Source organism: Pollutimonas harenae (assembly GCF_004153685.1).
Classification (GTDB): Bacteria; Pseudomonadota; Gammaproteobacteria; order Burkholderiales; family Burkholderiaceae_B; genus Pusillimonas_C; species Pusillimonas_C harenae.
In genome coordinates this window covers 1,226,548-1,239,996 of sequence record NZ_SDQD01000001.1, presented here as the reverse complement: position 1 = coordinate 1,239,996, position 13,449 = coordinate 1,226,548, and the positions used below count along the sequence as shown (strand labels likewise).

Below are 13,449 nucleotides of genomic sequence, written 5' to 3'. Positions count from 1 at the left end.
TTCAATACTTCAGTTCATGTAAACGCCGCCATTCACGTCCAGAATGGTTCCGCATATATAGCTGGCTGCATCGGAGCACAAAAAGGCGACTGGCATTGCGATTTCGCGGGGAGTGGCCATACGGCCCAAAGGAATGGCTTGTTCGTCGAAAGCCTGGCCCTGCACCATATTGGTGGCCGTGGCACCGGGGGCTACGGCATTGACGGTAATGCCATGCGGCGCGGCTTTTCTTGCCAGCCATTTAACCATGGCATTTATTCCGCCCTTCGCCACAACATAATGGGGACTGGCCCTTAAGCCGCCCATACGGCCGGCCACTGAAGACACCAACACCATGCGGCCTGACCCTTGCGATATCATTCTGTTCAAGCCAGGACGTAGCAAGTTAATAACGCCCAGGGCATTTATATCGATGGTCTGGTGAAAGACATCATCCCAGCCCGGCTCATTCCAGTCATCCCAAGGACAAAAACCAGCATTAGCAACGATAACGTCCAGCTGCGGCAGCTGCTGCACCACATCCTCACTGGCTTGGCGGTCACGCACATCAAATGCAAGCACTTGCACTGCCGCACCCTTACCCCGTAATTCCTCAGCAATGCTCAAAGGCTCCTGGAGGTCGGCCAGCACCAGATTTGCGCCAAGCTCGGCGCATACCCTTGCCGTTTCCGAACCTATGCCTCCGGCTGCTCCTGTGATCAGGATTGTTTTTCCCAGCAATGAAAAAGGCATGGTTATCGTCCTTGAGCAGCAGCGGCGATCAGGCCACTGTCTATCATCATCTCTTTCAATGCAGCCTCGACATCGTCGGTACTGGCCAGGGCAGCAGCTTCTAATACTTTTGAAACCACCGGAGGTGCCCAGCGCCCAGTTACTCGTTTGACGGGCTGATCCAGGTAATCAAAAAACCGTCGCTGGATTTCATCAGCAATAACAGCCCCAATACTGGCTCCGCGCGTTGTTTGCTCCACAATGGCCAGGCGGCCGGTTTTTTTAATAGAAGCCGCTATCGTTTCATAATCGATATCGCGCTGTGACAAAGTCCGCAAGTCGATGACATCAGCACTGATGCCCAAGCGTTCAACAAGCTCTTTGCATACATCGACCATCGTCAAGGTCGCCAACAGCGTGATGTCGGACCCTTCGACCACACGGCGGGCCTTCCCGATGGGAATATAGTGACTGCAGTGCTTGGGAACCAGTGCTTTTTTGCGGTGCAGCTCCTGGGGCTCGATCACCAGTACAGGGTCATTGCATTGCAGCGCTGAATTCATTAACCCAACGTAATCAAAGGCATTGGAAGGTGCCACTATTCGCCAGCCAGGAAACAACGCGAACACACCCGCGGGATCCATCGAATGCTGTGAACCGTAACCCTCGAGGCCGGGGATACGGGCACGCAATACCAGCGGTACGGACGCCGTGCCACCGAATAGATGACGTATCTTGCCAGCCTGATTCAACAACTGGTCGCCTGCAACAAGGAAAAAATCGCTATACATCAATTCAACTATCGGTCTCAAGCCCGATAGTGCGGCTCCGGTAGCCAGGCCGCAAAAGCCGTTCTCGGTAATAGGCGTATTGATAATCCGGTCTGCATACTGATCAAGCAAGCCGCGAGTTGCCCCGACCGTACCGCCTCTCATGTTTGCCACATCTTCGCCAAACACATAAATGGCATCGTTTTCATGCATGCGCGCCCCGACAACACGCGGTATGGCTTCGATAAATGACAGGCTTTCAAGCTCATCAGCTTCGAAATCCTCGATTTCAGAGAACTTGACGCCATCAAACTCCGACATATCGCTGGTCAGGTGATCGTCCACTGTTTGGGGGTCAGGCCAAAGCTCTGGTCGAATCCGTGTCGCAGACCCTGTACCTTCCACACATGAATCATAGGCAGCGCTGACAGCCTCATGAGCAGCCTCGCTGATGGCTTCCAGTTCTGCCTCATCAAGAATATTTCGTGCGATGAGCTCGCGACTCAACAACGGCCATGGATCCCTTTCACGCCATTGGTTTTCTTCATCACGCGTTCGGTATCCGAAAGCACTGCCCGGCACAGATGAACTTTGATGATAATAGCGGTACACATCTGCCTGAACCAAGGCAGGACCACCTTCATTTTGCATATGACCCTGAGCCCATCGAGCCGCCAGCCACACCGCGAAGGGGTTCATGCCATCCACACACACCGAAGGTATGCCATGAGCCTGGGCACGCGTAAGCAATTGAGTCTGAAAGGTAGACTGCTCTATGCTCATCGACACTGCGTATCGATTGTTTTCCAGAAAGAACAGCAGTGGCAAGCGGTACAAGGCTGCCAGGTTCATCGCTTCGTGCGTGGCCCCCTGATGGACAGCACCATCGCCAAAGAAACTGACCATCAACGATGTGCCTTGACGCACTTTTTCAGCAAAGGCATGACCGCAGGCGATAGGCAAACCACCGGCAACAATGGCGTTGGTCCCCATAATGCCCAGCTCGGCGCGACGCAAGTGCATGGAGCCGCCGCGTCCGCCAGTCCAGCCGTCGCGCAAGCCCAGAATTTCGTGCATCATTCGGCGAGTCTCTTCGCGCATTGATTCGCTAAGCCGGCCCGTAACAGTTGGGTCAAAGTCATCGCCATAGAGGGCATTGATGGCCTTGGCCAGGCATTGATGGTGAGCACGATGCGTACCATTGATCATGGTGGCAGTGGGCAGCGCAGCAATACATCCTGCCGCCCCTCCTTCTTGTCCAAGACTGGAGTGCGCAGGCCCATGCACCAGATTCAGTTTATCGAGCCGCAATATGCATTCTTCGAAATGACGCGCGGCCACCACGAGTGTTGCCAGCCGCTTTGCTTCATGGATATTCAACCTTTCCCAGTCGACTTCTTCTACTTCAAGCCGCTGCATGGGCGTCGTGTTATCAAGCGTTGTCAAACGCATGGCGTCTCCGTGTTCTTGTACATTTGGTCCAATAGTGCTGGCGCCAGGCCAGCCAAATCAAAACTTGCCCGGCAACCACAGTGCGATGGCCGGAAATAGCGCCACCAGCACAACCCCCAGAAGCTGCAGCAGGACAATGGGCGCTACACCACGATAAATATCAATGGTGGTAATGCCAGGTATGGCTATACCTTTCAGGTAGAAGAGCGCATAACCAAAGGGAGGAGTCAGAAATGAGGTTTGCAAATTAATGGCTACCAGTAAAGCAAACCAGATCATGACTTCATTCTGGTTGGCGAACGCATCGCCAAAATCCAGCCCGGCAACAATAGGGGCAAACAGAGGAAGGACCAAAAATGAAATTTCTATCCACTCAAGGAAGAAACCCAGCACAAACATCAGCAGCATGATGGCCAGGATCACCATGTAAGGGCTGTGCCCCAACATGCCTGCCGCATCTTCTATCATGCTTTGTCCGCCGATACGCTTGAAGATTAGGCTAAACGCTGTGGCACCAATGGCCAGCACCAGTATCATGCCTGTAGTCAGACAGGTTTCTTTCAGGCTTGCTACCAGCACCTTCCATGAGAGCTCACGGCTGAAAAAAGCAAGCGCCATGGCGCCAAATGCACCAATTGCAGCACCCTCTGTAGGCGTGGCGACACCCACCACGATGGAAACCAGCACACTTGAAATAAGTACGCCCGGAATAACGAGGTTCATGCAGAGTCGCAGCAATAGCTTCCCACGGCTTCCGGCTGACGGTTTCGGCCCGGCAGGCACCTTTTTAGGGTTGGTGATCGCTACATACATGATATACAGCGCATAGAACCCACCAAGCATCAAGCCTGGGATAAGCGCGCCGGCAAATAGGTCGCCAATAGGTATCTGCATCACATCGCCAAACACAACCAGCATGATACTGGGCGGTATCAGAATACCCAAAGTACCTGAGCCTAGTACCGTACCGATGGCAACGGTTTTATCGTAACCCTGCTTTAGCATCATGGGTAAAGCTAAAGTGCCCATCAACACTACGGATGCGCCGATAATTCCGGTACTGGCGGCCATGACGATGCCAATAATTACCACCGCCAAACCCATGCCACCTGGCTTTCCACCAAAAAGCGCTTCAAGCTCGGTAAGCAGCTTGTTTGCCACTTTGGATTTGTCGAGCATGATGCCCATGAAGATGAAAAGAGGAATGGCCGCCAGTATCCAGTTTTCCAGCACTGCGCCGAAAATTCGACTCGTAATCAAAGCAAACGAAGGGAGCGCGATGTCGCCCAGCAGCATGAACAGGACGGACAGGCCAGCCAATAAAAAGGCTACCGGATAGCCGGTGAAAATACCGGCAACCAGGGCAAGCAGCATCAAAGACGGTAAAAAATAAGTCATTGAGGCGAACCCCCGGTAGTTGTTTTGCCTGATGGGTGAGACAGCAGCACACCCAGATTCCGCAGAACGCGCCCTACCCCTGCCCCGAGCATGAGCACGCTTCCCAGTGGCAATACTGTTTTGACCAGATAGCGATCCACTAACCCGCCCGCATTGGACTGTTCGCCGAACTCGTACGCCATCAGCATGAATGCCCATGAATACCAGGCAAGCAACGCAAAGAAAGGGATCAGTAAAAACAAATCGCCAAGAAGATCGACAATAAGCCGTGTGCGGTCGGAGAATCGCGCCGACCAGACGTCTACCCGCACATGACGATCTTCCTTGAAGGCGTAAGCTCCGGAGAGCATGACCAGCAATGCAAAGATATGCCATTGCAATTCGCCAATACTTGTCATGCTCAGATGGTTACCAAACAAGGGGATGGGATTTTCCCAATGGGCCAGCTCGCTGAGCCCAAACTGCGCACCGATGACTGCCGTCAGCACCACAAACACAAGTATGAAGATCAATGCCGATCCATAACGTCCGGGGAGCGCACAGACATTAAGTAGTGCGTCTCCCCACCTCGTCATGGCACTCGGGCTAGAGCGCCTGCTATCCATGTTTGCCTCACTTGGTGCTTTGCAGCGATTTCCAGCGATCAGCGCCCTCGATATAGGTACTTAAGGACGCGTATGCCTCGTCAAAGAGCGGGTCCTTCTGGCGTTCTTCAGCAATGACTTCGGCGGTTGCTTTGCGCAAGGCATCCAGTACTTCGTCAGGAAGGCGAAGAATAGAGGTTCCGCCCTCTTCCATCCGTTTCAGTGCTTCAAGCTGCTGAGGCACACCATTGGTGAGCGTCCATAGGAAGGACGACCGACACGCCGTAGTGATTTGATGTTTCTGCAAATCGTTCAGGTCATTCCATACCTTCATGTTGAAGGTGATGGAGTTGATGCTGGACGGTTGGTGCCAACCGGGAAAGTAATAATTTTTTGCAGCTTTATTCAATTGAATGGTTTCGTCGACCGCCGGGAGTGAGAACTCTGCCGCATCAATACGCCCACGCTCTAGCGAAACAAACACCTCACCGCCTGGAATCATCTGTGGACTGACACCGACCTTGGTCAATACACGGCCTGCCAGACCACCGATGCGCATTTTCAAGCCCTGCAGATCTTCAACCGTTTTGATTTCTTTGTTGAACCAGCCAGCCGGCTCTGCCGGTACAACAACACAAGGAAGGAATTTGACGTTGCGCTTGTCGTACGCCTTTTGAATGATCTGCATACCGCCGCCTTCCCAGATCCATTCAGCCAGCACTTCGGGGCTTGGGCCAAATGGCAGTGCCCCAACCAGGTTAGCCACAGGAATACTGCCTCCCCAGTAACCTACCCAATCGTAGCCGCCACTAACCGCGCCACTACTAACTGCGTTCAGTACCTCAAGCGCAGGCACCAGATCACCTGCGCCATGAATCTTGATCTTGATATCGCCGTCGCTGATTTCCTCGACCGACTTGGCAAACTGCTTCAGACCGTCTCCCAGAAACATCATATCTTTGGGAAAAGTACTGGCCACATCGATTTCGACCGCATTGGCGGCAGGAGTTGCGGCAAAACTGAACGCGGCCGACATTGCGGCAATAAGGAACTTGAATTTCATGTCTTCTCCGAATATGACTTTAATGAGTCTGGATGGCTGATTGACGCCTACCCTTTTTTTCATTTAGGGCTTGTGTCAAATGCTACCCGGCCTAAAACCATAAAGTCAATATGATATTTGTGATCACAAAATTTATCTATAATGCTGCCATTCAAAATGGTAAGCTGCCTTGCATCAACGTTGTCTTAAATTGAATTGAGCCGTGCCCAGCGTAACTCTTAACGAGACTCAACATGAATAGAACATCAGCACCTTCATCTGATACTCAACACTACGACTACGTCATTGTCGGCTCTGGTGCGGCTGGTGCCATCATTGCGAATCGTCTGACTCAGAGCGGTGCTACGGTCTGCGTACTCGAGGCCGGCCCACCGGACAACATGTTGTACTTGCATATACCGGCGGGGTTCATCAAAGCAGTATTCAATCCCAAATATGCATGGCAGTTCTCAAGCGAGCCCACAGAAAATACTCACGGCCGCCGCATACCCATACCTCAGGGACGCACACTGGGGGGTTCGACCTCAATCAACGGCTTGATCTATAACCGCGGCCAGTCGACGGATTACGACGCGTGGGCCGCGCTGGGTAATCCCGGATGGGGATTCAATGACGTGCTGCCTTATTTCAAATCCATGGAAGCAAGAACAGGCGGCGATGACCACTACCGCGGACGCTCAGGAGAGCTGCCCATTTCAGATATAGACTGGATCCATCCCCTGTGCAGTGCATTTATAGACGGCGCAGTCGAAACGGGGATACCAAGAAATGAAGACTACAACGGCATGTACCAAGCTGGAGTCGGTTATTTTCAACGCACTATAGACAAGGGCTGGCGTATGAGTACCGCGCGCCGCTTCCTGAAGCCCATAAAATCACGCTCGAACCTGGACATCAAAACGTACGCGCAGGCAAGTCGGATTTTGCTGGAGGGAAAGAAGGCAGTCGGCGTGGCTTATTGCCATCCAAAGCAACCCAACACCACCCGTACCGTCATGGCCCGCAAAGAAATCATTATTGCCTGCGGAGCAATCAATACACCTAAACTGCTACAGTTATCCGGTATAGGGCCAGCTGGCCTTCTGCAGGAAAAAAACATCAGCGTCGTACATGACTTGCCAGGCGTGGGCGAGAACCTGAGCGATCACTACTCGGTTCGGGTTGTAGCAAAAGTAAAAAACAGCGACACCATCAATGAGTTGGTTAAAGGCCCAAGGCTAGCTGGCCAGATCTTTAAATGGCTGACGAAAAAGCCCAGTGTCATGGCCTTAAGCCCATCGCTGGTGCATTATTTCTGGAAATCATTACCCGAACTCGATGCCCCTGACCTGCAAGGTGTCTTTACACCCGCCAGCTATAAAGAAGGCTACGTCGGCATGCTGGATGACTTTCCTGGCATGACGGCTGGCATATGGCAGCACCGGCCTCAAAGCCGGGGCCATGTACGCATTAAATCGGCAGATCCATTTGAAGACCCCATTGTTCAGCCCAACTACCTTGAGCACCCGCAAGACCAGCTTACCCTGATACGCGGAATCAGGCTGGCCCGCAAGCTGTTGCAATCAAAGGCGCTTGAACGCTATTTCGATGAAGAGACTCTACCCGGTAAGCTATGCGAGTCTGATAACGAGCTGCTGGATTTCGCCAGGCAATATGGCGTCTCGTCGTACCATGTAAATGGAACGGCACACATGGGGCCGAAAAGCGATAGGTTTGCCGTAGTCGATAATCAGTTACGTGTGCATGGCATAGAGAACCTGCGTATTGCTGACTCTTCCATCATGCCGTCCATTCCATCGGCAAATACATGTGCTGCAACCATGATGATCGGCAATAAAGCTGGGGATTTGATACGAGGCCGCAGCACGCTTCGGTAAGCCGCGAACACACCATGATGAATCGCGAAGTAATAACTTCGCATCAAAACCAGACCTAAAGACAGTGGAGTTGACATCGACTCCATCGGCAGCAGGCCTTCACTGCATCATTCAGTCGGAGCACTTAACTTGAAATACCGGAAGCTTGGCCACACCGACCTTGAAGTCAGCCTGATCGGACTGGGCACCATGACCTGGGGCGAACAAAACACCGAGTCACAAGCCCACGAGCAGATCGACTACGCCTTGTCGCAGGGGGTGAACCTGGTGGATACCGCAGAGATGTATCCCGTGCCCCCAAAACCTGAAACACAAGGCCGCACTGAAACGTATATAGGCACCTGGCTGGCCAGGACGGGCCGCCGCAAGGACATCGTGCTGGCCAGTAAAGTCGCGGGCGCCGCCACCGATCCAAAGCGACCCAGCCATCTTCGCAGCGGCCAGACGCATCTGGACCGCAAGAATATGACCGAAGCGCTAGATGCCAGCCTGAAGCGCCTGCAAACCGACTACCTGGATCTTTACCAGCTGCACTGGCCCGATCGCACCACAACCATATTTGGCCGCCCTGCCTACCCCTGGAAGAACGATGAATACACGGTACCCATCGAAGAAACCCTCGATGTACTGCAAGACTTCGTCAAAGCCGGCAAAGTGCGCCATATCGGTGTGTCCAACGAAACGCCGTGGGGCGTGGCACAGTACCTGAAGCTGGCCGAAACACGACACCTGCCTCGCATCGCATCCATACAGAATCCCTACAATTTGCTCAATCGCAGCTACGAAAACGGCCTGTCGGAATTCAGCCACCTCGACGGCGTGGGACTGCTGGCATATTCGCCACTGGCCATGGGCGTACTGGCGGGCAAGTATCTGAACGGAGCACGCCCCGAGGGCGCCCGCATGACCCTGTTCACACGCTTTAACCGCTATGCCAAGCCCGAGGCCGAACTCGCTGCCGCCGAATATGTACAACTGGCTCGCGACCAGGGCATTTCGCCCGCAATCATGGCGCTGGCGTTTGTGAATCAGCAGCCTTTTGTCATCAGCAACCTGATAGGAGCAACTCGTCTCGACCAGCTGAAGGAAAATATAGACAGCGTCGAAGTGACGCTGTCAGACGAGGTAATGGAGGCCATTCAGGCCATCCATCAACGTTACCCGAATCCTGCGCCTTGATGGCTGCAGCCAACTCCACGGTCTCGTGGCCTGCCACCACACCCGTCGCCGAGCGAGCACCAGTGAGTGCCGCTCAGGCCGATACAGCCTGGGCGAGCCCCCATCCGTATGACGTCATGGACAACACCCCATACGTAATGGCGTCGTCGAGTTGCACCAGCGGCTCGTCATCTCCCGTCGCCGCCATGGCGACCAACAATGGCAGGAAATGCTCTTCAGTAGGATGAGCACGCTGTGCGTGCGGCGCCAGCGAACGATAGTCAGCCAGGCGTGACACATCACGCTCCACAACGGCTTGATCGACCCATGCGGTGAATTCGCTGACATAAGGCTCAGGCTGACTAGCTGCACCGCGGAACTCATATAGATTGTGAGTCATGCTGCCTGAAGCAACAATCGCAATACCCTGCTCGCGCAGCGGAGCCAGCGTCTGGCCCAGTGCCACGGCGCCACGCGTATCCAGCGCATGGGGCAATGACACCTGAAAGACAGGAATATTGGCCTTGGGCAACATATGCATCAGTGGCACCCAAGCACCGTGATCGAGCCCGCGCGCAGGCTCTACGCGTACTGGCCACCCGGCCTCACTCAGTAGCGTCAGCGCTTGCCCTGCGGCCTCGGGGGCACCAGCAACCGGATAGCGCAAAGCATACAGCGCCTGCGGGAAGCCGCTGAAATCATGGATGGTTTCTGGTGCGGCAGTGGTGCCAACCGCCACATCGCGGGTTTGCCAATGTGGAGACACCACCACGATAGCCCGCACATCTTCCAGATGCCGGCCCACCTCACCCAAGCGCGCACCCAGACGGCCAGGCTCCAGCGCAAAGGTGGGCGCGCCATGCGAAATGAAAAGGACAGGTGCTAAAGAAAGCGCGGACATGGTGTTATCTCCTTTGCATGGTTTAACTTAGTGGCTGCGGCGTGCGTCCAGGCTGAAGGCGCCAGCACCGTTGGCCGCCAGAATCAGCAAACCACCTACGATGGCGATGTTTTTGTAGAACAGAAGTTGTTGCATCATCACCTGTTCTGCAGGTAGCGACCAGAAAGTATGGAAGGCAAAGCTCGCTGCGGCAGTGAAGATGGCCAAAACCAATGCTACCAGGCGTGTACGATAGCCCGCGATCAGTGCCAGACCGCCGCCGACCTCAACAATGATGGCGACAATGGCCGCCAGCGTAGGGGCCGGCAAGCCAACTGAACCGATATAACCGACAGTGCCCGCAAAGCCCGTAATTTTGCTCAGGCCAGCCGGCAGAAATAGGGCAACAATGGCCAGACGGCCTAGCAAGTTCAGGAAACTCGCAGTGGGTGTTGAAGCGTTTACAGTGTTTGATGTCATGGTAGGTTCTCCTTGAGAAATGAGTCGATCTTGGTAAATGTGGTGGATTCTCCCCGATCTGACGTTCAATGATCTCGTCGGGTGTTGCCATGACCGATACTATATTTGTTTTATATCAAGGAATATATATGTTTTAATTAGACATATAGTTCACCAAAACGAGACAATAAGCCATCAATATCCATGGACCGCTTTCATGAAATGGGCGTCTTTGCTGCCATTGTCGACGCCGGCAGCTTTATAGGGGCGGCCGACTCGCTGAATTTATCCAAAGCTGCCGTCTCACGCGTTCTGGGCGACCTGGAAAAGCGCTTGGGCACAAGACTGCTCCACCGTACAACGCGACGACTCTCGCTCACTGACGAGGGCAAGGTTTTCTACGTAAGATGCAAAACCTTGCTGGCTGATGTCGAAGAGGCCGAGGCCGAAATCACGGCCCGTTCAGGCCATGTCCTAGGTCTTCTGAAAATCAACGCCCCGGTCACCTTCGGCTTGCTGCATCTTGCTCCACTATGGGGTGCATTCATGGCGCAGAACCCTGCCGTGACCTTGGATATCACACTGTCCGACAGGCTTGTCGATGTAGTTGAAGAAGGCTATGACATTGTGGTGCGTATCGGCCGCTTGCGCAGTTCGTCTTTGATCAGCCGTCAGCTATCGACCACACGCATGGTGCTGTGCGCCTCGCCGCACTATTTGGACCAGCATGGCCGGCCTTCACATCCAGGCGAATTGGCCAGCCATACAACCCTCGCATACAGCCTGTTCTCGACCGGAGAGCAATGGATGTTCCAAGGGCCTCAGGGACCGGAGAGCGTTGCGGTGACGCCCCGGATGCGCAGCAATAGTGGCGACACCTGCCACGCTGCAGCACTTCAGCATCAGGGTATTATCTTGCAACCCTCGTTTCTGGTGGGTGACGATCTGCGTAACGGTACCCTTGAAGAGATCATGCCTGAATACCGCTCGTTCGAAATGGGTATTTATGCCCTGTACCCAAGTCGGCAACACGTAACGCCCAAAGTCCGGGTACTGATTGATTACCTGCACAGCGCTTTGCAAAACCGCAAGTGGTGAACCAAGCCTTATTCAGGGGCCCGGGGCCTATGACCAGCACTTATCCCCTGCAAGACCGTATCCACTACCATCGCGCAGTATTCATCCCGATGATCGGCAAAGCCATCACGCAAATAATCGGGTGTGTTGCGGACATGATTGGACACTGCCCCAGCGACCAGATCCGCGACCAGCGCGATCGAGGTTCCCGGAGGCAGCTCACCACGTTCAATACCACGGCGGATGATGGCTCGGGTGCTGCGCACGTGTTCCGGATAGTGCTTCTCGCCAAGCGCCTTGCGTAACTCAGGATAGAAGCGTGCGTCTATGGTCAGCCGGTAAGTGAGCACTCCTTCGTCTGTTTCCAGGTGAACACACCAACGCCGGGCAAACTCAATAAGATCAGTACGCACATGTCCGGTATCGATGCCTGCAATAAAGTCCGTCCGCGACTGGACCAGCTCGAAGAGCATCTGAGCCTTGTTGCGCCAGCGCAAATACAAAGATCCTTTACCGACTCTGGATCGCCTGGCGACCTCATCAAAATTGAAACCAGCCCACCCGCGTTTGGCATAAATCGCACAGGCCGCCACAAAAACTCTCTGCTCTAAACCACTCTCACGAGGACGTCCGATTGGTCTTGTTGCCATGTCTGAGTTCCTTCGTTCGTACTACACCAGCAATTTTTATAATTTCTGACGAAAATCGTCATGAACATGATAGACTAAAAAAAAATAACTGGCATTGCTATCAACAGACACTGCCAATAAAACCTTCCCAATTAAAGGAGTAGACATGAGACTGAATTTGATAATGGCCGGTTTATTGACAATGGTGGGAACCGGCACCGCACTGGCAGCGACTCAGGGAATTTCAGATGACGTCATAAGAATCGGCGTCATGACCGATTTGAGCGGGCCCTATTCCGCGACAGGTGGACGTGGATCCATCATCGCGACGGAAATGGCCGTAGCTGAATTCGGCGGGGAAATCAACGGCAAGAAAATAGAAATCTTCACCGCTGATCACCAGGGCAAGCCCGATATCGCGGCCAGTACCGCGCGCAAATGGCTGGACGTGGATCACGTTGACGTTATCACCGAGATCAACAACAGTGCAGTGGCCTTAAGTGTCTACAATTTGGCAAAAGACAAAAACGCCCTGGTGCTGGCAACCGGCCCGGCAAGTGATGCCCTGACGTTTAGCAGTTGCATTCCAACAGGCATTCACTACACCTACGATACCTTCGCCTTCGCCAACAGCTCGGTTAATGGTTTGGCGCAAACCGGCAAAAAAGACTGGTTCATGATCGCCGCAGACTATGCGTTTGGTAAGGCAGGAGAAAAAGCCTCGCGAGCTGCGCTTGCCAAGGTGGATGGAAAAATAGTCGGCGGGGTGAAATTCCCACTCAATACGACCGACTTCTCGTCGTTCATACTATCAGCGCAAAGCTCCGGCGCATCGGTAATAGGGCTGGTGAGCGCCGGGGCCGACACCGTCAACGCGATCAAGGCAGCGAAATCATTTGGCGTCACCCAGATTGTCGCGCCGCAGTTTCTCTTCATACAGGATGTACATGCTCTCGGGCTGGAGACAGCACAAGGAGTGGTGTTTGGTACCGCCTTTTACTGGAACAGGACCGATGAAACACGCAAGTGGTCTGAAGAGTTCTATAAAAGGATGGATGAGTCATCAATGCCATCGCAGGAGCATGCAGGCCAGTATTCTGCCGTTTATCAGTATCTGAAGTCGATCGAGCAATTAGGTACAGACGATGCACAAGCGATCGTCGCAGACTGGCGTGGCAAGCCGATAAATGACATGTTTGCACAAAATGGGCACCTTCGCGAAGATGGCCGCTTTGTGCACGATATGTATTTGGCCAAAGTGAAGTCGCCGGCGGAATCAAAAAGCCCGTGGGACTATTACGACATCATCGCAACCGTACCGGGTGATCAGGCGTTCCGCCCCATGGACCAAGGAAAATGCGACTTGAAGGCCCAGGCGCTGGGGAAATAAT

Annotated in this window: 12 protein-coding genes; 4 read left to right on the top strand and 8 right to left on the bottom strand. The window is 53.8% G+C overall.

Annotation, left to right across the window (positions count from 1 at the left end):
* Positions 1–9 precede the first annotated feature (9 nt).
* The 5 genes from ERD84_RS05830 to ERD84_RS05810 all read right to left on the bottom strand — a co-directional run bounded on the left by ERD84_RS05830 (position 10) and on the right by ERD84_RS05810 (position 5,978).
* On the bottom strand, positions 10–732 hold the full coding sequence (locus tag ERD84_RS05830; protein WP_130038653.1) for an SDR family NAD(P)-dependent oxidoreductase: 723 nt from the start codon (positions 730–732) through the stop codon (positions 10–12).
* A gap of 2 nt (positions 733–734) precedes the next feature.
* A complete protein-coding gene (locus ERD84_RS05825; RefSeq protein ID WP_130038652.1) occupies positions 735–2,933 on the bottom strand; it encodes an alpha-ketoacid dehydrogenase subunit alpha/beta in 2,199 nt (732 codons plus the stop codon).
* Positions 2,934–2,990: 57 nt separating this feature from the next.
* Entirely contained in the window at positions 2,991–4,331 is a 1,341-nt protein-coding gene (locus tag ERD84_RS05820; RefSeq protein WP_130038651.1) for a TRAP transporter large permease, read from the bottom strand.
* Positions 4,328–4,843, bottom strand: a complete 516-nt coding sequence (locus ERD84_RS05815) for a TRAP transporter small permease subunit (RefSeq protein ID WP_167667269.1) — start codon at positions 4,841–4,843, stop codon at positions 4,328–4,330. The genes ERD84_RS05820 and ERD84_RS05815 overlap by 4 nt, the downstream gene beginning before the upstream one ends.
* A 100-nt stretch (positions 4,844–4,943) precedes the next feature.
* Positions 4,944–5,978, bottom strand: coding sequence for a TRAP transporter substrate-binding protein (locus ERD84_RS05810; protein WP_130038649.1), 1,035 nt, complete (start codon positions 5,976–5,978; stop codon positions 4,944–4,946).
* A 233-nt stretch (positions 5,979–6,211) separates the two neighbouring features.
* Between ERD84_RS05810 and ERD84_RS05805 the strand changes: the two genes are divergently transcribed.
* Complete coding sequence (locus ERD84_RS05805) at positions 6,212–7,855, top strand: GMC family oxidoreductase (protein ID WP_130038648.1); 1,644 nt, start codon at positions 6,212–6,214, stop codon at positions 7,853–7,855.
* Positions 7,856–7,984: 129 nt separating this feature from the next.
* Positions 7,985–9,034 carry an NADP(H)-dependent aldo-keto reductase gene (locus ERD84_RS05800; RefSeq protein ID WP_130038647.1) on the top strand — a complete coding sequence of 350 codons (1,050 nt, stop codon included), beginning with the start codon at positions 7,985–7,987 and terminating at the stop codon, positions 9,032–9,034.
* A 73-nt stretch (positions 9,035–9,107) separates the two neighbouring features.
* Here ERD84_RS05800 and ERD84_RS05795 read toward each other — a convergent pair whose 3' ends face one another.
* Together ERD84_RS05795 and ERD84_RS05790 are read right to left on the bottom strand one after the other, a co-directional pair.
* Entirely contained in the window at positions 9,108–9,914 is an 807-nt protein-coding gene (locus ERD84_RS05795) for a DODA-type extradiol aromatic ring-opening family dioxygenase (RefSeq protein ID WP_130038646.1), read from the bottom strand.
* Between the two features lie 27 nt (positions 9,915–9,941).
* A complete protein-coding gene (locus tag ERD84_RS05790; RefSeq protein ID WP_130038645.1) occupies positions 9,942–10,373 on the bottom strand; it encodes a DoxX family protein in 432 nt (143 codons plus the stop codon).
* A gap of 183 nt (positions 10,374–10,556) precedes the next feature.
* On the opposite strand from ERD84_RS05790, the gene ERD84_RS05785 reads away from it, so the two are divergent.
* The gene (locus tag ERD84_RS05785; protein ID WP_130038644.1) at positions 10,557–11,450 is read left to right on the top strand and encodes a LysR family transcriptional regulator; all 894 of its coding nucleotides are present in this window, start codon (positions 10,557–10,559) and stop codon (positions 11,448–11,450) included.
* Between the two features lie 8 nt (positions 11,451–11,458).
* Here the strand turns inward: ERD84_RS05785 and ERD84_RS05780 are convergent, their stop codons facing one another.
* A complete protein-coding gene (locus ERD84_RS05780) occupies positions 11,459–12,079 on the bottom strand; it encodes a TetR/AcrR family transcriptional regulator (RefSeq protein ID WP_130038643.1) in 621 nt (206 codons plus the stop codon).
* Positions 12,080–12,224: 145 nt separating this feature from the next.
* Between ERD84_RS05780 and ERD84_RS05775 the strand changes: the two genes are divergently transcribed.
* The gene (locus tag ERD84_RS05775; protein WP_130038642.1) at positions 12,225–13,448 is read left to right on the top strand and encodes an ABC transporter substrate-binding protein; all 1,224 of its coding nucleotides are present in this window, start codon (positions 12,225–12,227) and stop codon (positions 13,446–13,448) included.
* Position 13,449 lies beyond the last annotated feature (1 nt).